General features: G+C 70.1%; 19 protein-coding genes. 6 read left to right on the forward strand and 13 right to left on the reverse strand.

Annotated features, from left to right (window positions below):
- Window positions 1-5: 5 nt before the first annotated feature.
- Together thiE and C1I89_RS29025 are read right to left on the reverse strand one after the other, a co-directional pair.
- A complete protein-coding gene (thiE, locus tag C1I89_RS29020; RefSeq protein ID WP_102775745.1) occupies window positions 6-671 on the reverse strand; it encodes a thiamine phosphate synthase in 666 nt (221 codons plus the stop codon).
- Window positions 668-1,477, reverse strand: a complete 810-nt coding sequence (locus tag C1I89_RS29025; RefSeq protein WP_181391079.1) for a hydroxymethylpyrimidine/phosphomethylpyrimidine kinase — start codon at window positions 1,475-1,477, stop codon at window positions 668-670. The genes thiE and C1I89_RS29025 overlap by 4 nt, the downstream gene beginning before the upstream one ends.
- A gap of 155 nt (window positions 1,478-1,632) precedes the next feature.
- Between C1I89_RS29025 and C1I89_RS29030 the strand changes: the two genes are divergently transcribed.
- From C1I89_RS29030 to C1I89_RS29055, 6 genes are all read left to right on the forward strand, one after another.
- Window positions 1,633-1,797, forward strand: a complete 165-nt coding sequence (locus C1I89_RS29030) for a rubredoxin (RefSeq protein ID WP_003814980.1) — start codon at window positions 1,633-1,635, stop codon at window positions 1,795-1,797.
- Between the two features lie 135 nt (window positions 1,798-1,932).
- Entirely contained in the window at window positions 1,933-2,520 is a 588-nt protein-coding gene (locus C1I89_RS29035; protein WP_102775747.1) for a YqgE/AlgH family protein, read from the forward strand.
- Window positions 2,513-2,914 (forward strand): Holliday junction resolvase RuvX, encoded by a 402-nt coding sequence (gene ruvX / locus C1I89_RS29040; RefSeq protein WP_102775748.1) that lies wholly within the window; start codon window positions 2,513-2,515, stop codon window positions 2,912-2,914. Before C1I89_RS29035 ends, ruvX begins: the two co-directional genes overlap by 8 nt.
- 21 nt (window positions 2,915-2,935) lie before the next feature.
- Entirely contained in the window at window positions 2,936-3,832 is an 897-nt protein-coding gene (locus C1I89_RS29045; protein ID WP_102775749.1) for an aspartate carbamoyltransferase, read from the forward strand.
- Window positions 3,829-5,118: a dihydroorotase gene (locus C1I89_RS29050; protein WP_102775750.1), complete on the forward strand. Its 1,290-nt coding sequence runs from the start codon at window positions 3,829-3,831 to the stop codon at window positions 5,116-5,118. Before C1I89_RS29045 ends, C1I89_RS29050 begins: the two co-directional genes overlap by 4 nt.
- A complete protein-coding gene (locus C1I89_RS29055) occupies window positions 5,115-5,855 on the forward strand; it encodes a lysophospholipid acyltransferase family protein (protein WP_102775751.1) in 741 nt (246 codons plus the stop codon). The genes C1I89_RS29050 and C1I89_RS29055 overlap by 4 nt, the downstream gene beginning before the upstream one ends.
- A 30-nt stretch (window positions 5,856-5,885) precedes the next feature.
- Here the strand turns inward: C1I89_RS29055 and C1I89_RS29060 are convergent, their stop codons facing one another.
- The 11 genes from C1I89_RS29060 to C1I89_RS29110 form a co-directional block, all read right to left on the reverse strand.
- A complete protein-coding gene (locus C1I89_RS29060) occupies window positions 5,886-6,719 on the reverse strand; it encodes a symmetrical bis(5'-nucleosyl)-tetraphosphatase (protein WP_102775752.1) in 834 nt (277 codons plus the stop codon).
- Window positions 6,716-7,894, reverse strand: a complete 1,179-nt coding sequence (gene lptG / locus C1I89_RS29065) for an LPS export ABC transporter permease LptG (RefSeq protein WP_102775753.1) — start codon at window positions 7,892-7,894, stop codon at window positions 6,716-6,718. The genes C1I89_RS29060 and lptG overlap by 4 nt, the downstream gene beginning before the upstream one ends.
- A gap of 90 nt (window positions 7,895-7,984) precedes the next feature.
- The gene (gene mtgA, locus C1I89_RS29070; protein WP_102775754.1) at window positions 7,985-8,707 is read right to left on the reverse strand and encodes a monofunctional biosynthetic peptidoglycan transglycosylase; all 723 of its coding nucleotides are present in this window, start codon (window positions 8,705-8,707) and stop codon (window positions 7,985-7,987) included.
- A 5-nt stretch (window positions 8,708-8,712) separates the two neighbouring features.
- The gene (gene aroE / locus C1I89_RS29075) at window positions 8,713-9,576 is read right to left on the reverse strand and encodes a shikimate dehydrogenase (protein ID WP_102775755.1); all 864 of its coding nucleotides are present in this window, start codon (window positions 9,574-9,576) and stop codon (window positions 8,713-8,715) included.
- Window positions 9,573-10,472 carry a TonB family protein gene (locus C1I89_RS29080; RefSeq protein ID WP_102775756.1) on the reverse strand — a complete coding sequence of 300 codons (900 nt, stop codon included), beginning with the start codon at window positions 10,470-10,472 and terminating at the stop codon, window positions 9,573-9,575. Before C1I89_RS29080 ends, aroE begins: the two co-directional genes overlap by 4 nt.
- 43 nt (window positions 10,473-10,515) lie before the next feature.
- Window positions 10,516-11,604, reverse strand: a complete 1,089-nt coding sequence (locus C1I89_RS29085) for an ABC transporter ATP-binding protein (protein WP_102775757.1) — start codon at window positions 11,602-11,604, stop codon at window positions 10,516-10,518.
- Entirely contained in the window at window positions 11,597-13,375 is a 1,779-nt protein-coding gene (locus tag C1I89_RS29090) for an ABC transporter permease (protein WP_102775758.1), read from the reverse strand. The genes C1I89_RS29085 and C1I89_RS29090 overlap by 8 nt, the downstream gene beginning before the upstream one ends.
- Before the next feature lie 15 nt (window positions 13,376-13,390).
- Complete coding sequence (locus C1I89_RS29095) at window positions 13,391-14,494, reverse strand: ABC transporter substrate-binding protein (protein ID WP_102775759.1); 1,104 nt, start codon at window positions 14,492-14,494, stop codon at window positions 13,391-13,393.
- A gap of 223 nt (window positions 14,495-14,717) precedes the next feature.
- Window positions 14,718-17,219, reverse strand: a complete 2,502-nt coding sequence (locus C1I89_RS29100) for a sensor histidine kinase (protein ID WP_102775760.1) — start codon at window positions 17,217-17,219, stop codon at window positions 14,718-14,720.
- Window positions 17,206-17,877 (reverse strand): response regulator transcription factor, encoded by a 672-nt coding sequence (locus tag C1I89_RS29105; RefSeq protein WP_102775761.1) that lies wholly within the window; start codon window positions 17,875-17,877, stop codon window positions 17,206-17,208. The genes C1I89_RS29100 and C1I89_RS29105 overlap by 14 nt, the downstream gene beginning before the upstream one ends.
- Window positions 17,878-18,006: 129 nt before the next feature.
- Window positions 18,007-19,911 (reverse strand): ribonuclease catalytic domain-containing protein, encoded by a 1,905-nt coding sequence (locus tag C1I89_RS29110; RefSeq protein WP_102775762.1) that lies wholly within the window; start codon window positions 19,909-19,911, stop codon window positions 18,007-18,009.
- Window positions 19,912-19,968: the final 57 nt, after the last annotated feature.

Consider the following 19,968-nt stretch of genomic DNA (forward strand, 5'->3'; position numbering starts at 1 on the left):
GGCGTTCAAGGCTTGCGAGTGGGGTTGGCGGAATAGGGCGCGGCGCAGGCCGCGGCGGCGGCGCGGATGCTGGGCGCTTCGAAAAGGCCGGTGATGACGGCGATGGCATCGGCGCCGGACTGCGCCACCAGCGCGGCGTTGTCGGGCGTGATGCCGCCGATGGCGACGACCGCGGGGCGGGGCGCGTCGCGCTGGTCGGCCAGCTGGCGCGCCGCGGCCAGCACCGAGAGCGGCGCGCGCACCGTGTCCGGCTTGACGGTGGAGGGGAACATGGCGCCGAAGGCGATGTAGTCGGCGCCGGCGTCGAGCAGGGCCTGGGCGCGGTCCAGGTCGTCGTAGCTGGAGCCGCCCAGGATCAGGTCGGGACCGGCCTCGGCGCGGATGCGCGCCAGGCTGTCGTCGTCGCGGCCCACGTGGGCGCCATCGGCGCCGACTTCCAGCGCCAGACGCCAGTCGTCATTGATGAGGAACACCAGGCCCAGCTCGCGGCACAGCGGCGCCAGCGCGCGCGCCTGTTCGGCGCGCACCGCGTCGGGCACGTTCTTGCGGCGCAGCTGCAGCGAGCGCATGCCGCCTTCGGCGGCCTGGCGCACCGCCCGCAGCAGGCGGTCGGTGTCGTCCCATTCGGGGGTCACGCCGTACAGGCCGGCGGGGAAACGCAGCGCTTTCATTGGGGAGGAATCCGGTTGGGTATGCGCCGGCCCATGCCGGGCAGGAAACTGGCGGCGATCGCGCTGTCGGCGTGCGCCAGGCCCTGGCGTACGGCCTCCGGCATGTCCAGGCCGCGGGCCAGCATGGCCGCGATCGCGGTGGCGGCCACGCCGCCGGCGTCGCCGTTGCGGTCGGGCGGCGCCTGCCAGGGCAGGGTGGCGGTCTGGCCGTTGGGGCCCAGCAGCATGTTGGCGTAATGGCCGGGACGCTGCGGGCTGCCCAGCACCAGCACCCATTGGGCGCCGGCGGCCACCAGGGCGTGCATGGGCGAAGGTGCGTCCCCGATATCTATGTCGCCGTCGGCGTGCCATTGCGCCAGGCGCAGGTGCTCGATGACCAGCAGGTCGGTCTGCGGCAGCACCAGCTCCAGCGTGGCGGCCAGCAGATCGTCGGCCTCGTCCTCGTCGGCGGCGTTGGCCGGCGGCTGGGCGCGCTGGCCCAGGTGCAGCACCAGCGGCACCTGGCTGTAGTCGGCCGCGACCTGCGCGGCTACGCTGGCCGTTTCGGCAGTGTATAGTCCGCCCACCTTGATGGCCTGCACCGGCATGTCTTCGAGCAGGCAGCGCGCCTGGTCGTCGAGCAGGTCGGGCGAAACGGGATGGATTTCTTCGATACCGGCGGTATCCCGCACGGTGAGGGCGGTCACGGCCGCCAGGCCGTGGCAGCCGAGGGCGGCGCAGGTGACGGCGTCTGCCGGCAAACCATCGGAGCCCGAGGGATCGAGCGGACCGAAGACCAGAACGAGAGGGGGAGTAACGGGGGCCACGTGCACAGCGCTTGAGTATGGCTATCCGGACTCATTTACGATGAATCAGGGGAAGCCCTATTGGGTTTCGGTAAGATTGTCCCCATTCTAATGGAAGCCCCTCACCTTTGCCCCGCCGCCGGGGCGCGGGCCGGGATTTGATGTAAGAGAGAACTATGCGTACATGGATGTGTTTGATTTGCGGCTGGGTCTACGATGAAGAAGCCGGCCTGCCCGACGAGGGTATTGCTCCCGGCACCCGCTGGGAAGACGTGCCGCCGAACTGGGTCTGTCCCGAATGCGGCGCGCGCAAAGAGGACTTCGAACTGATGGAAATCTGACGCGGCACTGCCGACAACTTCCGCCAAGGCTCGTAAGATGGGATCAAGCCCCATCCCTCGCGACCACGGGACGGCCAGGATGCGTTTGCGCGGCCGGTCCCTCGGTTCTCTCAGACTACCCACGAAGGGGTTGCCATGACGGAAAAGCACCAAGACGACACTACGACGCAGGCGGCCAATTTCGCCAACCAGTTCCTGATCGCCATGCCGGGCATGGTCGAAGGCAGCCTGGCGGGCTCGGTCATCTATGTCTGCGAACACACGGAACGTGGCGCGCTGGGCCTGGTCATCAACCGGCCCACCGACCTGACGCTGGGCACCCTGTTCGAGCGCATCGACCTGACGCTCGAAATCGGCCCCGTGAAGGACTCGCTGGTTTACTTCGGCGGGCCGGTGCAGACCGACCGCGGCTTCGTGCTGCACGCGCCGGCCGGCGACTACAGCTCCAGCATCAAGCTGGGCGGCATGGCGCTGACCACCTCGCGCGACGTGCTGCAGGCGGTGGCCGAGGGCAACGGGCCGGCGCGCATGCTGGTCACGCTCGGCTATGCCGGCTGGGGCGCGGGCCAGCTCGAAAGCGAGATGGCCCAGAACGCCTGGCTCAGCGTGGGCGCCGACGACAGCATCATCTTCGACGTGCCGCCCGAGGACCGCTACCCGGCCGCGCTGAAGCTGCGGGGCATCGATCCGGTGATGCTGGCGGGCGACGCGGGCCATGCCTGAAGAGACCCTGCTTGCCTTCGATTTCGGCGAGAAGAAAATCGGCATCGCCATCGGCAACACGCTGACGCGCCACGCGCGGCCGCTGGAAATCATCTTCAGCGAAGTCCGCGAGGCGCGCTTCGGCCGCATCGCGGCGCTGCTGCAGGAATGGCAGCCGCGCCGCGTGATCGTCGGGCTGGCGCTGGACGCCGACGGCGGCGAACAGCCGGCCACCGCGCGCTGCCGCCGCTTCGCCAACCAGTTGCATGGCCGCTTCGGCGTGGCCGTCGAACTGGTCGACGAACGCGGCTCCAGCATGGAGGCGCAGCGCCTGCTGGGCACCAACGCCGCCGATGACGCGATGGCGGCGGCTGTTATCCTGCAACGCTACCTGGATGCCTTGCCGGCGGCCTGAGGCCCGCGAACCGCCCCGCCTATGCTCAATCCGCAACTCGATCGCCGCGGCGAACCGATACACCTGCTGACCACGGAAGGCCTGCCCCGCCGCCACGTCGAGCGCCTGCTCGACATGGCGCTCGCGGCTCCACCCGCCGTGCGCGCGCAGCCGGCCTATCTGTGCCTGCCGGACGACGCCGCGACCGAGCGCGACGCGTACTCGGCCGCGGCCGCAAGCCTGGGCCTGCGCCCGGTGGCGCTGGCCGCCGACGCCGGCGAGACGCTGGCGGACGTGGCCGCCGCCCTGGAGCCGGGCCTGCTGGTGCTGCGCCACGCCGCCAGCGGCGCGGCGCATTGCGCCGCTGCCCATGCCGCGCCCGGCGTGCGCGTCATCAACGCCGGCGACGGCGGCCACGCCGATCCGCTGCCGGCGCTGGCGCTGCTGCAGGCGATGCGCGAAGCCCGCCAGGACCTGGCGAATCTTTCCGTGACGCTGGTGGGCGACCTGCGTCACTCGCGCGTGGCGCGTTCGGCCATCCACGCCATGACCACGCTGGGCGTGGCGCAGGTAAGCGCGGCAGGCCCGGGCACCCTGCAGCCCGAAGGCCTGGCGCAACTGGGCGTGCGCGCCTGCGCCTCGCTGCGCGAGGGCCTGGACGCCGACGTCATCGTCATCCTGCCGCTGGACGTGGAACGGATCAGCGGCGCGCTGCTGCCCTCGGCCCGCGAATACGAACACTCCTTTGGCCTGACGCCCGCCATCCTGGCCGGGGCCCGCGCCGACGCCTTGCTGCTGCCCGCGGGCGCGCTGACGCCGGGCGTCGAGGTCGACGCCGACGTCGCGGCCAGCCTGGCTCCCACGCAGGCGCGCTTGGCCGCACTCACGCAGCAGTTGCGCGTGGCGGCCCTGGCCATGCTGGCCGGAGACGCGCCATGAGGCTGCACATCGCCAACGGCCGCCTGATCGACCCGGCCAACGGCGTCGACGGATTGCACGATCTCTACCTCGCGGACGGCCGCGTCGCGGCGGTGGGCCGCGCGCCCGACGGCTTCCAGGCCGACCGCCGGCTGGACGCGGCGGGGCTGGCGGTGCTGCCGGGCCTGGTCGATCTGTGCGCGCGGGTCGCGCAGCCCGGCGCGGCGGCCTTCGCGCCGACCGAACTGCGCGCGGCCCTGGCCGGCGGCGTCACCACGCTGGTGCTGCCGCCCGACGCCGCGGCGCCGCTGGACGAGCCGGGCAAGGCCGAGGCGCTGCTGCGGCAGGCGCAGCCCGGCCAGTGCCGGGTGCGCCCGCTGGGCGCGATGACGGTGGGACTGGCCGGCGAAACACTGGCCGAAATGGATCTGCTGGGCCGGGCGGGCTGCCTGGCCTGCGCCCAGGGCGAGCATGGCATCGCCGACACCCGCGTGCTGTGGGGCGCGATGCGCTATGCCAGCGCCCTGGGCCTGGCCTTGTGGCTGCGGCCGCAAGACCCGTGGCTGTCCCGCGGCGCGGTGGCCGCCGCCGGCGCCTATGCCGAACGCCTGGGCCTGCACGGCCTGCCGCCGCAGGCCGAGACACTGGCCCTGCACACCATCTTCGAATTGCAGCGCGCCACCGGCGCGCGCGTGCACCTGACGCGCCTGTCCACCGCGGCCGGCATCGAACTGCTGCGCGCCGCGAAGCGCGAAGGCCTGCCGGTCACGGCCGACGTGTCGGCCAACAGCCTGCATCTGTGCGACGTCGACATCGGCTTTTTCGACACCCGCTTCCACCTGTCGCCGCCGCTGCGCGGCCAGCGCGACCGCCAGGCGATCCAGGCCGCGCTGGCCGAAGGCCTGGTCGATGCGCTGTGTTCGGACCATGCGCCGGTCGAGGCGCGCGCCAAGGCCATGCCCTTTCCGCTGTCCGAGCCCGGCGCCACCGCGCTGGAGCTGCTGCTGTCGCTGGCCCTGAAGTGGGCGCGCGACGCCCGCCGGCCCGTGGCCGACGCGCTGGCGCGCGTCACCAGCGGCCCGGCCGCCGTGCTGGCCGCGATCGCGCCGCAGGCGGCGCCCGTCGGCCAGCTGGGCGTGGGCGCGCAGGCCGACCTGTGCCTGGCCGACCTGGAAGCCGAATGGATGGTCGCGCCCGGCGCGCTGCACAGCCGCAGCGGCCAGACCCCGTTCGCGGGTATGATGCTGCCCGGCCGAGTACGCGCCACCGTCGTGGGTGGCAGCCTGGCCTGGGAGACTCCGGTTTGAAGCTGTTGCGCTTTGTCCTAAGGCTGGTCCTCGTGCTGCCCTGGATCGTTCTCGGCCTGCTCTGCGTGGGCCTGGCGTATCCGCTGCTCGGAATCCGCTCGCGCGCCTGGCTCAACCGCCACTGGTCGCGCTGCCTGATGGCGTTCTGCGGCCTGCAGGTCATCATCAAGGGCGAGCCGCGCCTGACCGGGCCGGTGCTGCTGGTGGCCAACCATGTGTCCTGGATCGACATCTTCGTGCTGAATTCGGCGCGCGCCACGTCCTTCGTCGCCAAGAGCGAGATCCGCAGCTGGCCCGTCATAGGCTGGCTGGTGGCCGGCGCCGGCACCCTGTTCATCGAGCGCGGCCAGCGCCACGCGGTGCACGCGATGGGTGAGGCCATGCAGGCGCGCTTCAAGCAGGGCGACGCGGTCGGCCTGTTCCCGGAAGGCACCACCAGCGAAGGCTTCGAGCTGCTGCCGTTCCACGCCAGCCTGTTCGAGCCGGCGCGCGCCGCCGCCGTGGAAATCCAGCCGGTCGCGCTGCGTTTCCTGCAGCATGGCAAGCGCAGCGGCTACGCCGCCTTCGTCGGCGAGGAATCGCTGGTGGCCAATCTGTGGCGGGTGCTGGGGGTTACCGGACTGGCCGTGGAAGTGGTGTTCCTGCCGCCGCTGCCGGCGCGGCATCCGGACGGCAGCCTGCCGACGCGGCTGGAGCTGTCGCACCAGGCCAGGGACGCGATTTCGCGGGTGTTGTAGCGGGGCGGGCCGGCCGGCGCCGGCAAGCCCTCATTCAGACAACGGGTCCTGGAACTGCGAGCATTTCACCTGCACCAGCTTGCGGTCCTGCAGGCGCAGCGCCGTCAGCGACCCGCCCCACACGCATCCGGTATCCAGGCAGATCGCGTCCGGCCGCAGCAGCAGCCCCAGCGTCGACCAGTGGCCGAACACCGTCGTGACGTCGCGGGTGGCGCGGTTGGGCACGTCGAACCACGGCACCAGCCCCGCGGGCCAGGCGCCCGGCGTCACCTTGGTGGCGAATTCCATGTGGCCGTTGGGCGTGCACAGGCGGATGCGCGTGAGCGCATTGATGATGACGCGCATGCGCTTGCCGCCCTTGTGGTCTTCCTTCCAGGTGGCCGGCTCGTTGCCGTACATCTTCTGCAGCGCCTTCTGCCAGTTCGGCCCGCGCAGCGCGTCCTGGACCTCGCCGGCCAGGGCCAGGGTCTTGGCGACGTCCCATTTGGCCAGGGTGCCCGCGTGCACCAGCAGATGGTTCTGCTCGAAATGCGCCAGCGGACGGAAGCGCAGCCAGTTGATCAGGTCGTCGGCGTCCGGCGCCCGCAGTATCGCTTCGAGCGTGTCCGACTTCGAGGGCTTGCGCACGCCGGCCGCGGTGGCCAGCAGGTGCAGGTCGTGATTGCCCAGCACCGAGGTGGCGCGGTCGCCCAGGTCGATGATGCGCCGTAGCGTCTCCAGCGACTGGGGGCCGCGGTTGACCAGGTCTCCGGCGAACCAGAAGCGCGATTGCGGATCGCCGACCACGTCGGGATGGGACAGCAAGCGATCCAGCGGCGAGCAGCAACCTTGCACGTCGCCGATCATCCAGATACTGCCGTTCATGCGGGACTTTTACTCCAGGGCCAGCGTTGTTGGATGACGCGAGTGATGGTGTGGCGGTATTCCATGTAGCTCATGGCTCCCAGCGCCAGGATCACCGCGCCCAGGTTCGGCCCCAGCGCGGTGAGCCAGGGCGGCCATTTGCCCAGCATGCCCACGTTCAACGCCAGCTGGTTGACCATGAAGAAGGCGACGCCGAGCAGAATGCCCACGAACACCTTGGCCCCCACGCCGCCGCGGCGGGTCTGCATCAGGCCGATGGGCGCCGCGATCGTGATCATGACGAGCAAGGTGAACGGATATGCCAGTTTGCGCCATAGGGCGACGACCTGGCGACCATATTGCAATTGGTTGTTGCGGAGATACTCCACATAGTCCAGCAGCGTCACGATGGACATGCGTTCCGGCGTCAGCACGCGCGCGATCAGGCGTTCGGCGCTGAGCGTGGTGTCCACCGTGCGCTCGGGCACCTTCATCACGGTGGCCGGCGGCTGCTTGGGCGGGCGCGCGTCGGCCAGCGCTTCGGCGGCGTTGTCGTCCAGCCGAGTTTCGGACACATCCTTGAGCACCAGGTCGCCGTGCGAGAACACGCCGGTGGGCGCGGTCGACAGGGCCGACAGCGTCAGGTCCTTCTTGAACTCGTAGAGCGTCACGGCGTTGACCTGGCCGTCGCCGCGCAGTTCGCCGATATTGATGATGCGGGTGCCGCCGTTGGCGGTGGGTTCCTTGAACCAGTAGCCGCTCTTGAGGCGGTCGCCGCCGGCCTTGCCGCGGAACATCAGGTTGGCCTCGCCGGACTTGATTTCGGCCCAGGGGGTGACGTATTCGGACAGCAGGGTGGCGCCTATCATCAGCGGGATCGTGACGATCCACAGCATGCGCAGCAGCTTCATGCCGCTGACGCCCGAGACCCGCAGGATCACCAGCTCGTTGCGCTGCGCCAGCCCCGCCAGCGCCAGGATGGCGCCGATCAGCAGGCCGATGGGCAGCAGGTCGTACAAGCGGGTGGGAATGGCCAGCGCCTGCATGTAGAGCAGGGCCATCATGGAGAACTTGTCGCCCACGTTGTCCAGGTCGTCCACCAGCGCGAAGAACGTGAAAAGGCCCAGCAGGGCCATAAGGACCACTGCGCAAGAGCGATAGATCTCGCGGGCCAGGTAGCGACGTGCGGTACGCATGTAGGAAAGAGGGAGCGCGTAAACGTGAAAGCTTAACAAATCCTGCCGTCCCGGTCCGGGCCCGGAGGGTCCCGGCCGACGGCGCCTGTATCAGGGAATGTCGACCATGCGCATGCGGCGGGTCAGGACGCCGACCCGGGAGTTCAGGTAGCGGGAATTGCGGTGGCTGTCATAGAAGCGGGGGTTGGGCAGCATGGCCGCCAGCCGGGCCGACTGGCTGGCGCCCAGGCCGGCGGCCGAGGTGTTGAAATAGTGCCGGGCGGCGGCCTCGGCGCCGAACACGCCCACGCCCCATTCCGCCACGTTCAGATACAGTTCCAGTATCCGCTCCTTGCTCATGACGTGTTCGATCATGTAGGTCAGGACCAGTTCCTGGCCCTTGCGGATATAGCTGCGCGAACTCGACAGGAACAGGTTCTTGGCCAGCTGCTGGGTGATGGTGGAGCCGCCGCGCATCTTGCTGCGCCCGGCTTCCTGCTGCTTCTGGTTGTATTCCCAGGCCTTGCGGATGGCGTCCCATTCGACGCCGTCGTGCTCGGTGAAATTTGAGTCCTCGGAGGCCACCACCGCGCGCTTGAGGTTGCGGTTGATCTTGTCGTAGGGCACCCACTCGTACTTCAGCTCCAGGGCCGGATTGGTCTCGCGCAGGCGCGACAGTTCTTCGCGCATGATGGCGCTGCTGCCCGGGTCGCGGTAGTTGTACCAGACAACCTGGGCGAACAGCCAGAACTGGTAGAGCAGGATGGCGCACACCAGCGCCATCAGCGCGCCGGTGACGATGCGGAACCAGGAGCGGCCCTTGCGCGTCGCCATGCCGCTCACTGGCCGGCCGCGAGGTCCGCGCGCAACGCCGCGAGGACCGGCGCGGGATCGGGCCGCAGGCCGTGCCAGATGAAGTAGCTCTCGGCCGCCTGGCCGACCAGCATGCCCAGGCCGTCGGCCGTGAGCGCGGCGCCGTCGGCCTCGGCCTGGCGCATGAAGGCCGTGGGCTGCGCGCCGTACATCATGTCGTAGGCGGCCGCGCCGGGGGCGTACAGGCCCGCGGGCAGGTCGGGGGCGGCGTCCTGCAGGCCGCTGGCGGTGGCGTTGATGACCAGGTTCCAGCCGCCGGGGGCGGCGGCGTCGGCCAGGCCGACGGCGCTGACCCGGGTCTCGGGCGATACCCCGCTTTCGCGCCAGGCGTCGGCCAGCGCCTGGGCGCGCGCGGCGGTGCGGTTGACGATGTGGATGCGGGCGCAGCCGGCCTGCGCCAGCGGCTGCAGCACGCCGCGGGCCGCGCCGCCGGCGCCTACCAGCAGCACGCCGGCGCCATTCAGGCGCACGCCCAGGCGCATCAGGTCGGCGACCAGGCCGACCCCATCGGTGTTACAGCCGTGCCAGGCGCCGTCGCGCCAGGACAGGGTGTTGACCGCCCCGGCCAGCCGGGCGCGGGCCGACAGCCGGCCCGCGGCCAGGGCGTAGGCGTCCAGCTTGAAGGGCACCGTGACGTTCAGGCCGACCCCGCCGTCGGCCACGAAGGCCGCCACCGCCTCGGCGAAACCGTCCACCGGCGCCAGCAGCCGGTCATAGCGCAGCGGCTTGCCGGTCTGGCGGGCAAACATGGCGTGGATCTGAGGCGAGCGGCTGTGCGCAATGGGGTTGCCGATGACGGCATATCGGGCAAGAGGGGGCGCCTCGGTCATGGGGCTTCGGTTTCCAGGGTGTCGTTGACGAAATGCCAGGTCCGGGTGATGACCAGCACGTCGGTGTCGCGGGCGACGTCGGGCGGGAAGGGCGGGAAGGGCGCGGCCAGCTGCACGATGCGGCGGGCGGCCTGGTTCAGCACGGCGTGCGGCGAGGGCTGGTCGATCTCGACGTCGGCGATGCTGCCGTCGGCGCGCACCGACACCGTGATCCGCAGCGAGCCGTAGATGCGGCCGCGCGCCTCGTCCGGGTAGTGCTGGGTGCCGACGGTTTCGATCCGGGTGCGCCAGGCGTCCAGGTAGGCGGCGTAGCGCGAGGCCTCGGCCGACGGCGCCACGAACTGCTTGCGCGGTTCGGCGCTGTACTGCTGGACGCGGGCCGCCAGGGCCGCCACCTGGGCGTTCTGCACCAGGCTGGCCTGGTCCTCGGCGTCGCGGCCGAGGTCGGCGCCGTCCGGCCAGGGATTGACGGCCTGGCGCTCTGCGCCGGCCTTGTCGGCCGAGCGCAACTGGGTCATCAGGCGGGTCTGCTCGGCTTCGAGCTGCACCTGGCGGCGGCGCATGGCCTCCAGCACGATGGTCTCGGCCGACTCGCCGGTACGCGGCAGCGGCGTGGTGGACATGCCGCGCTCGGCGTTGCCGCCGCCGCTCATCTGCTGCGGGGCCTGCGCGCGCGGCGTGTCCGGCGGGGTTTCGCTGCGGGCATTGAGCAGCACGATCTCCAGGCTGGTGACCGGCGGGCGCGAGGGCGCCGGCGCGCCGAAGCGCCACGCCAGCGCGCCGGCGTGCAGCAGCAGCGAGATCGCGATGCCGATGCGCAGGTGCTGCTGGGCAGGCGCGCCCAGCCACCGCAGGTAACGGCTCAGCGGAGAGGGGTGGTCAGCAAGACGTTGCACGCACGCATTGTAGAGCGACTCCCGCTCCCGCGGGCGCTGCGCCTCAGGCCGCCGCGCGCGGGAACACCCAGACCTTGGCCGCCGGCAGCGCCAGGCGGCAGGGGCCGGGCTCACGGCCCTCGGGCCCGTAGGCGCGCAGGGCCAGCGCGCGGGCGGGGTCGTCGTCCGGCGTGCGGAACAGGTACTCCCAGCGGTCGCCCAGGTACATGCTGGTCAGCAGCGGCATGTCCAGGTGGTTGCCGTCGGGGTCGTCGGCCAGGCGCACCTGTTCCACCCGGATGACCGCGGTGGCGTCCTGGCCCGCCGCCAGGCCGGCGCCGGCCTGGCCCCACAGCGCCCAGCCCGTGCCCTCGATGCGGGCGCGGCCGTCGCGCAGTTCGGACACTTTGCCGCCGAGCCGGTTGTTGCTGCCCATGAATTCGGCGGTGAACAGCGTGGCCGGCGCGCCGTACATCTCCTGGGGCGTGCCCTGCTGTTCGATCCTGCCGTTGTTCAGCAGCAGGATGCGGTCGGAGATGGCCATGGCTTCGCTCTGGTCATGCGTCACCATCAACGCCGACAGGCCCAGCCGGATGATCAGCTCGCGCAGGAAGGCGCGGGCCTCCTCGCGCAGCTTGGCGTCCAGGTTCGACAGCGGTTCGTCCAGCAGGATGACCGGCGGACTGTACACCAGGGCCCGGCCGATGGCCACGCGCTGCTGCTGGCCGCCGGACAGCGCATGCGGATGGCGCTGGCCCAGCTTGCCCAGGCCCAGCTGGTCCAGCACCGCCTGCACCCGTTCGCGCACTTCGGCGCCGGGCGTGTTGCGCAGCTTGAGCGGGTAGGCGACGTTCTCGAACACGGTCTTGTGCGGCCATAGCGCGTAGGACTGGAACACCAGCCCCAGATTGCGTTCCTCGGCCGGGGTCTCGCGTCCGGCCGCGCCGTCGTAGACCACCCGATCGCCGATGGCGATGCGGCCGCGCTTGGGGCCTTCCAGGCCGGCCACCGCGCGCAGCAGCGTGGTCTTGCCGCTGCCGGACGGCCCCAGCAAGGACACCACCTCGCCCTGGCGCAACTGCATCGACACGCCCTTGAGCACCGGGTTGTCGCCGTAGTCCAGGTGCAGGTCTTCCACAGCAAGCTCAATCATGTAGTTTGACTCCGAATCGCAGGGCGATGCCCAGGCCGACCACGACCAGCACGATATTGATGAAGGAAAGCGCGGCCACGATGTCGATGGCGCCGGAGGCCCACAGCGACACCAGCATGGAGCCGATGGTCTCGGTGCCCGGCGACAGCAGGTAGACGCCGGTGGAGTATTCGCGCTCGAAGATCAGGAACATCAGCAGCCACGAGCCGATCAGGCCGTACTTGGCCAGCGGCACGGTGACGTGCCGGGTGACCTGCCCGCGCCGTGCGCCGGCGCTGCGGGCGGCCTCTTCGAGTTCGGGGCCGACCTGCAGCAGGGTCGAGGAGATCAGCCGCAGGCCATAGGCCATCCAGACCACGGTGTAGGCCAGCCACACGCTGAAGATGGTGCTGCGCAGCGCGCGCAGCCATTCGATGAAGTTCTCGCGCAGCCATTCGGCGAACGGCAGCGCCGCCAGCCAGCCGCCTTCGTCGGGGTCCAGCGCGTTGTCCAGCCACATCGGCACGAACAGGAAGACCCACAGGAAGGCCAGGCCGGCCAGCAGGCCCGGCACCGCGCGCGGCACCAGCACGCTGTAGTCCATGAAGCGGGTGACGTTGTCGGGCTTGCGGTGCATGGACAGGCCCACGAACAGGTAGCAGGCCACCGCCAGCGCGCCGCCGATCACGCCGATGGCCACCGAGTTGACGATGGCGCGCAGCAGGTTGGGCTGCGCGAACACCGTGCGGAAGGCGTCCACCGAAAGCACGTCGAACAGCGAGACGCCCATGCCCCAGTTGGACACGAAGGCGCGCAGCAGCACGCCCAAGAGCGGCACCACGACGGCCACCAGCAGCCACAGCGCCACCACCGCGCCGGCCGCCCAGCGCCACTTGCCCAGCGGCAGCGGCCGGGCGCGCGCGGCCTTGCCCTTGACCGTGACGAAGCGGTTGGCGCTGCGCATCAGGCGGCGCTGCAGCATCACCAGCGGGATCGTCATACAGATCAGCGCCACGGCCACCGCCGCCATCAGGTGGTAGGACGGGATGCCCAGCTTGTTGGTGAGCTTGTACAGATAGGTGGCCAGCACCAGGTTGCCTTCGGGGTCGCCCAGCACCAGCACCAGGCCGAACACTTCCAGGCCCAGGAAGAACAGCAGCACGGTGGCGTACAGCATGGCGGGGCGCACCATCGGCAGGCTCACCGACACCATCACCCGCAAGGGCGTGGCGCCGGCCACGCGGGCGGCTTCCTCCACGTCCGAGCCCATGCTGCGCAGCGCCGACGAGATGTACAGGTAGGCGTGCGGCACGTGCGTCAGGCCGGCGATGACCACGATGCTGGTCAGCGAATAGACGTTCCAGGGCACGAAGCCCAGCAGGTTCTGCGCCCAGATCGAGAAAAAACCCACGGGGCCGGCGGCCACCACGTAGCCGAAGCCCAGCACCATGGGCGAGACGAACACCGGCACCAGGATCAGCGGCTCGATCCAGCGCCGCCCCGGCAGGTCCGTGCGGATCATCAGGAAGGCCAGCATGCCGCCCAGCGGAATGGCGATGGCGGCCAGGCCGAAGGCCAGGATGAAGCCGCTTTTCAGGGCCTTGTAGAAGTCGCGGTCCGCGAAGATGAAGCGGAACGCGTCCAGGCTGAAGGTCTTGGACGGGGAAAAGAACGGCGCGGAGAGAAAACTCTGGACGATGATGAACGACAGCGGCACATAGATGGCCAGGGCCGTTATCAGCACCACCGCGCCGCGCGGCAGCGACTGCCATTTTCTGCGCAATGACGGCATGGGGGAGTCCTGGGTTTATTTGCCCGTCGCGGCGCGCCAGTCCTTGATGAATTGCAGGCGCTTGTTCTGTTCCAGGTAGTCCAGCAGGGTCTCGTCCACCGGGATCGGCTTGAGCGAGACGCCCAGCTTCTTGGTCATGCCGTCGACGTCGTTGTCGCCGTCGATGTCGTCGCGCACCGAGGCCAGGTCGGCCTGGTTGGCCATGATTTCCTGGCCCTTGCGCGACAGGAGGTAGTCCATCCACAGCTTGGCGGCGTTCTTGTGCTTGGCCTTCTTGCTGATGAAGGCCACGCGCGACAGCACCAGGGCATAGTCGGTCGGGTACGCCACGCCCAGCGAGGGATCGTTCTTGGCGCGCGTTTCGGCGTAGGAGCCGAGGATGTTGTAGCCGATCAGGTTTTCACCCGACGACACGCGTTCCATCATGGTGCCGGTGGACGACTGCACGATCAGGCCGCCGGCGCCGATGCCCTTGAGCGTTTCGAAATACTTGGGATCGTTGACCTTGTCCTGCACCGCCAGCATGAAGCCGACCGCGGATTTTTCGATGTCGTAGGTGGTGACCTTGTTCTTGAACTTGTCCGGCTGGCTGGAGACCAGCTTGGCCAGCGCCGCGTGCGTGGTGGGCACTTCGTCGGCCGGCACCAGGCGCTTGTTGTAGATGAACACGGCCGGCTCGTAGGTGGTGCCGTAGGCCGAGTCCTTCCAGTTCGCCCAGGCCGGCAGCTTGCCGGCTTCGGGCGACCTGTACTTCAGCGCGTAGTCGGTGGCCAGCTTCAGCGCCGAGTCCATCGACGAGCTCCAGACCACGTCGCCGCTGCCGCCGCCGGCAGCCTGTTCGCTGATGTAGCGGTTGTACAGCTCGGTGCTGTTCATATCGTTGTATTCGACCTTGACGTCGGGATACAGCGCCTCGAAGCCCTTGACGATGGGGGCGGCGGCCTTGGTGTCGGTGGTCGAATAGATGACGACCTTGCCTTCCTTCTTGGCGCCGTCGAGGATCTTCTGGTAGTCGGCCGGGTACCCCGCCGGCGCCTGCTGCGCGCGGGCGCCGCCGGTGGCGAAGGCAAGGGCGAATGCTGCGGCGCAGGCGGCCGCCAGTCGGGACTTGGCAAGCATGATCGTCTCTCTCCGTTGATTGTGCGAAAGCCGGATCTGGGTCCAGCCTGCGGTCATCTTAGGAGCTGGCATCTGTCGTCGTCCTGTCATGCCGGACGAAGGGTGTTAGGGGTAATCCCTGCGCATTGCCCATGCCACGAAAAGCGGCGGCTGGCGCCGCCTGATGGGTGTCGCGCGCTGCACAGCCGGATGCTTGCGGCCGTGGCCTCGCGCTATACCCATCCTACGGCCCGGATACCCCGTCCACCGCCGGCGTATCCGTCACCAGCCGGATCCAGTTCTGCACGAAGCGCGAATGCCTGCGCTGGTCCAGGCCGACCAGCAGGGCGGGGCTCAGCACCACCGGCTGCACGATGCCCTGGGAGCGCGCCAGGACCGCCTCGGAGGTCCAGCGGCCGGGCGTGTCTTCCATGATGGAGCCGAGCGCGGCATGGCTGGAAGCCGCCTGCTGGCCGGCGGGCGACAGCAGCCAGTCCACCAGCGCGCGGCCCAGGTCGGGGTTGGGCGCGGTCCGGGCGATCAGCACCGAGCGCGCCAGCACCAGCACGTAGTCCTGCGGGAACACCACGCCTATCGGGCTGCCCGCCGCCTGCCGCGACAGCGCGTACGAGCCGAGGATGTTGTAGCCGATGTCGATGTCGTCGCGCTCGATCGCGTCCAGGATCTCCGCGCTGGTAGCCGCCAGGCGCACGCCGGCCTGCCCCATTGCGTTGGCCAGCCCCCAGAAGTTGGACGAGACCAGCTCGTCCTGCTCGGCCAGCAGGTAGCCCACGCTGCTGGCCGCGATGTCGTAGGTGCCGACGCGTCCGCGCAGCCGCGCGGGTTCGCGCTCCAGCAGCCGCAGCAGGTCCTGGCGCGAGCGCGGCACGGTGGCCTCGTTGTAGCGCTTGGGGTTGTAGACGATGACGGCCGGCTCGAAGGTGAAGCCGAAGACCTCGTGGCGCCAGACCGCCCAGGACGGCAGCCGCGCGGCGTAGGGCGAGGCGTGGCTGAGCGCGTAGCCGTCGTTGGCCAGGCGGATCTGCAGGTCCGAGGCCGAGCTCATCAGCACGTCCACGTCGGGCAGCCGGCCGCCGACGGCGGCTTCGTACAGTTCGCGGCTGCCCATTTCGCGGTACACCACGGTGACGTCCGGGCGCTGCGACTGGAAGCCCTGGATCAGCGGCGCGACCACCGGCGTGTCGGTGGGGCCGGCGATGGTCAGGACGCGGGAAGAGGGCTGCGGCGCCGGGTAGCGGGTGACGATGTCGGCGATGCCGGCGGCGCGCAGCCCGGCGGGCGCGGAGGCCAGCAGCAGGCCGGCCACGCACAGCGCGGCCAGTCCGGCCGCGGCAGCGCGCCAGGACGCCGACGGCGCCAGCGGCAGGATGATGCGCGCCGTCAGGCCGCCGCCGGGGCGGTCCTGCAGCCACAGCGAGCCGCCGTGGGCGGCGGCCACCGAGCGCACGATGGCCAGGCCCAGCCCGGAGCCGGGCCGCGACTCGCCGGCCCGCCCGCGCACGAAGCGCTGCTGCACGGCTTCCTTTTCGTCGTCGGCCACGCCGGGGCCGCGGTCGGACACGGTCAGCGCCACGCGGAACCCCGCCACCGGCGTGGCGTGGATGTCGACCGGGCCATCCGGCGCGTAGCGCAAGGCGTTGTCCACCAGGTTGCGCAGCATTTCGCGCAGCGCCACGCGGTCTCCGGCGATGCGGGCGCGGCGCACCTCGGGCGCGATCTCGATGCGCAGCCGCTGCGCGTCCAGCGGGCCGATGCGCCGCCGCGTTTCGTTGACGGTTTCCGCCACGCCGACCAGCGTGCGCGCGCCCTTGCCGAGGCGATGGGTGATGGTGGCGTCCATCAGCAGCTGGTTGATGAGCTGGCTGGCGTGCGTGGCGTTCTGGTGGATGCGCTGCAGCCGCGCATGCAGGCGCTGCGGATCGGTCTCGTCCAGCGCCACCTCGGCCTGGGCGCGCAGCGACGCCAGCGGCGTGCGGACCTGGTGGGCCGCGTCGGCCACCAGCGTGTTGAGCGTTTCCATGGTGCCGGCCAGGCGCTGCATGAAGGCGTTCAAGGCCTCGGCCAGCCGCTTGACCTCGCGCGGCGCCGGCGTGGCCAGCGGCGTCAGGTCATCCGGCGCGCGGCCGCGCAATTCGCGCTCGACCACGCCCAGCGGCGCGAACGCCCGCTGCACGCCGAACCAGAGCAGGCCCAGCGCGACCAGCGACACCACCACCAGCGGCAGCACGCTGCGCCCAAGGATCTCGTCGGCCAGCGCCGCGCGCGAACCCAGCGTTTCGGCCACGCGCACCGTGACCCAGCCCGCGTGCCGGCCCGCGGCCACCAGCCGCCCGACGGTGGTCACGCGCACCGGCTCGCCGTGGTAGCTGAGGTAGACGAACACCGGCGTGGCGGACTGCGCCAGCGGCAGCCCGGGAGCCAGGTCTTCATAGCCGGTGATCAGCCCGCCGTTGGAGGCGCGGGCCTGGTAGAACACGCGCTCGCCGCCCGAAAGCATGGCCAGCGAGGAAACCGGCGGCTCCACGGTGACGTTGTTGTCTTCGATCTGCACCGAGCCCGCGATGGTCAGTGCCGAAGCCGCCAGCAGCCGGTCGAAGGCCTGCTCGGCGGCGCGCTGTGCATACCCGCGCAGGAAGAACACCAGCGCCACCAGCGCACAGGCCAGCAGCAGCACGCCCGCCATGAACACCCGGCGGCGGATGGAAAAGCCTTCAGCGCGGCTCATGGTTGCGGGCCAGATAGCCGACGCCGCGCACGGTGACGATATCGAGCGAGGCGCCCGCCAGCTTCTTGCGCAGCCGCGAAATGAGCAGCTCCAGCGCATTGAGCGAGCCGTCGTCCAGGTCGAAGAGCTGGTTCATTAGGCGCTCCTTGGCCACGGTCTGCCCCAGCCGGCTGACCAGGATCTCCAGCAGCCGGAACTCGCGCCGCCCCAGTTCCAGCGGCGCGCCCGCCAGGCTGACATGGCGGTTGGCCAGGTCCAGGCTGAGATTGCCGTAGACCGCGACACTGCTGGTCTGGCCCGCCGGCCGCCGCATCAACGCCCGCAGCCGCGCTTCCAGCTCGCGCAGATCGAAAGGCTTGACGAGATAGTCGTCCGCGCCCAGATCCAGCATGTCGATCTTGTCTTCGATTTCGGCGCGCGCCGTCATGACCAGCACGGGCGCTTCCAGCCCCGCGGCCCGCAACTCGCGGATCACGCTGAAACCGTCTTTGCCCGGCAGATTGATGTCCAGCACCAGCGCGTCCCAGGCCTCGTCCAGCCCCCAGCGCAAGGCCGCCATGCCATCGCGCACCCACTGCACGCTATGCCCGGCCGAACGCAGCTTGCTTTCCACCGCATCGCCCAGATCGAGATTGTCCTCGACCAGCAAAATGCGCATGCCGCTCCTCCGTTCTCGTAGTTTCCAAGGAGTGTACGAGCTAACAGAGTAAAACGGGCCTGTCCGGTGTCTTGCATCCCGGCGCCGGACGGGCGGCGCTCGCGTCGGCGAGCGACCTATGAAGCCAGCCTACCCTTCACCGCCGACAGCAGGACTGACAACCCCCACATACCGGCAATCCAGCTCCAGCGACAACTCATCCATCCCCAGGATATCCAGCTCCACGGCAGTCCCCCGTTCCAGCTCCGGCATCCCGCCGACCCGCGTCACCAGCGGCGCATTGGCGAAGCGCACCAGGTCCTCCCGCAGCACGTGGGCCACCGTGCGCGTCACGTTGTGCTGCTTCAGCCAGCGCAGGCACCAGTAGCGCTCCATCGCGCTCTGGAATTCCGCCCACGCGGCGTATTGCGCGTCGAACGCGCCGATGATGGCGAACAGATCGGCGTCGCGCGGCTTGAACGGCGCCACCAGGCGCGCCGACACGCCATGCTCCACCGCCGCGATCAGCTGCCATTGGTTCACCAGGTCCACGTAGCGGCGCAGCGGCGAGGTGCTCCAGGCGTATTGCGGCACCCCGATGGCTTCGTGCGGCAGCGCCTGCGTGCTCATGCGCACGCGCCCGGCCTGCTGCGAGCGGTAGATGCCCGGCACGCCGTGCTGGTGCAGCAGCCCGCCCCACAGGTTGTTCGCCAGAATCATGTACTCGGCCACCATCCGGTCCAGCGGCGCGTTGCGCTGGCGCGGCACCAGCCGCACCGGGGTGTCGGGATCGTCGGGATCGCCGTCCAGGTAGAAGCTGTATTCCACGCGCGAATTGTTCTCGGGCTTGCCGCGCACGTTCTCGCGCTGCGCGCACAGCGCCTGCGCCAGCTTCCACAGCGGGCGCAGCCAGTCGCCGTAGGGCAGTTCGGCCGAGGGATCGGCCAGGCTGGCCTCCGTGACGTGGGCGTCGAGCATGTTGTGGCGCAGGTTCTCGCGCACCACCAGGCGCTCCAGGCGCGTCTCCGACTCGATGATCTCGCCGGTCTCGGGGTTGGCCACCACGTACAGCGACAGCACCGGCGCCTCGCGCCCGGCGTCCAGCGAAAACGCCTGGATCACGTTGTCCGGCTGCATCGGGATCTTGTCGCCCGGCATGTAGACCGTGGACAGGCGCGCCCGCGCCAGCTTGTCGAAGTCGCTGTCGCGCGTCACGCTCAGGCCGGGGGCGGCCACGTGCACGCCGACGCGCACGCGGCCGTCGGGCAGGGTGCTGACCGACAGCGCGTCGTCGATTTCGGTGGTGGTGACGTCGTCCACCGAATAGGCCACGGCGTCGGACAGCGGCAGATCGCGGTCGATCGGCGGCAGTTCCAGCTCCGGAAAGCCCACGCCGCGCGGGAAGTTGGTGGCCAGGAAGCGGCGCTTGTGCAGCGCCAGCGCATGCGGCCAGGCGCCCAGCTCCAGCAGCAGGCGGTCGGGGCTCTTGCCCAGCTTGGCGCAGGCGGCGTCCAGGGCCTTCCATTGCTGGGAGTTCTTGTCGGGGCGGATCAGCAGGGACTCGGCGGCCTGTGCGATCGGTTCGGGCAGGCGCCCGGCGGCCATTTCGTCCACCCATTGCTGCTGCTGTTCGGCCTGGCGCTGCTTTTTCTCCAGCGCGGCCAGCGCGGCGGCGAGGATGTCGGGCGGGGCGGGGCGGTAGCGGCCCTTGCCGCGGCGGTGGAAATAGGCCGGCGCGCCGTGCAGGCGCATCAGCAGGGCGGCCTGTTCGACCGGCGTGGGCGCGTGGCCGAAGTAGTCGGCGGCCAGGGCCGGGGCGTCGAATTCTTCCTGCGGCGCGCATTCCCACAGGAACTGCAGGTCCAGCGCCTCGGCGGCCGCGGCCGCCTGGCTCATCAGCGCGGCCGGTTCCGGCGCGGCGAAGGTGAACAGCGTGTTGGCGCGCTTGATCTTGCTGCGCTTGCCGGATTCCGACTCCACCTGCAGGCTGGCGTCGGTCTCCGACAGGATATTGCCGGCCTTGAAGCTGCCGTCGTCTTCGTAAAACACATACATGGTGGGAATCGTCCTGGGCGGCGCGCACGCGCCGCCTTGCGCAGCTATATAGATAGG

This window comes from Achromobacter pulmonis (genome assembly GCF_002885955.2).
GTDB classification, from domain to species: domain Bacteria; phylum Pseudomonadota; class Gammaproteobacteria; order Burkholderiales; family Burkholderiaceae_B; genus Achromobacter; species Achromobacter pulmonis_A.

Excerpts from the sequence above, each read along its gene's own strand:
- thiE (WP_102775745.1), bottom strand. The coding sequence starts at position 671 with ATGAAAGCGCTGCGTTTCCCCGCCGGCCTGTACGGCGTGACCCCCGAA.
- C1I89_RS29030 (WP_003814980.1), top strand. The coding sequence starts at position 1,633 with ATGCGTACATGGATGTGTTTGATTTGCGGCTGGGTCTACGATGAAGAA.
- C1I89_RS29035 (WP_102775747.1), top strand. The coding sequence starts at position 1,933 with ATGACGGAAAAGCACCAAGACGACACTACGACGCAGGCGGCCAATTTC.
- ruvX (WP_102775748.1), top strand. The coding sequence starts at position 2,513 with ATGCCTGAAGAGACCCTGCTTGCCTTCGATTTCGGCGAGAAGAAAATC.
- C1I89_RS29045 (WP_102775749.1), top strand. The coding sequence starts at position 2,936 with ATGCTCAATCCGCAACTCGATCGCCGCGGCGAACCGATACACCTGCTG.
- C1I89_RS29050 (WP_102775750.1), top strand. The coding sequence starts at position 3,829 with ATGAGGCTGCACATCGCCAACGGCCGCCTGATCGACCCGGCCAACGGC.
- C1I89_RS29060 (WP_102775752.1), bottom strand. The coding sequence starts at position 6,719 with ATGAACGGCAGTATCTGGATGATCGGCGACGTGCAAGGTTGCTGCTCG.
- lptG (WP_102775753.1), bottom strand. The coding sequence starts at position 7,894 with ATGCGTACCGCACGTCGCTACCTGGCCCGCGAGATCTATCGCTCTTGC.
- mtgA (WP_102775754.1), bottom strand. The coding sequence starts at position 8,707 with ATGGCGACGCGCAAGGGCCGCTCCTGGTTCCGCATCGTCACCGGCGCG.
- aroE (WP_102775755.1), bottom strand. The coding sequence starts at position 9,576 with ATGACCGAGGCGCCCCCTCTTGCCCGATATGCCGTCATCGGCAACCCC.
- C1I89_RS29085 (WP_102775757.1), bottom strand. The coding sequence starts at position 11,604 with ATGATTGAGCTTGCTGTGGAAGACCTGCACCTGGACTACGGCGACAAC.
- C1I89_RS29090 (WP_102775758.1), bottom strand. The coding sequence starts at position 13,375 with ATGCCGTCATTGCGCAGAAAATGGCAGTCGCTGCCGCGCGGCGCGGTG.
- C1I89_RS29095 (WP_102775759.1), bottom strand. The coding sequence starts at position 14,494 with ATGCTTGCCAAGTCCCGACTGGCGGCCGCCTGCGCCGCAGCATTCGCC.
- C1I89_RS29100 (WP_102775760.1), bottom strand. The coding sequence starts at position 17,219 with ATGAGCCGCGCTGAAGGCTTTTCCATCCGCCGCCGGGTGTTCATGGCG.
- C1I89_RS29105 (WP_102775761.1), bottom strand. The coding sequence starts at position 17,877 with ATGCGCATTTTGCTGGTCGAGGACAATCTCGATCTGGGCGATGCGGTG.
- C1I89_RS29110 (WP_102775762.1), bottom strand. The coding sequence starts at position 19,911 with ATGTATGTGTTTTACGAAGACGACGGCAGCTTCAAGGCCGGCAATATC.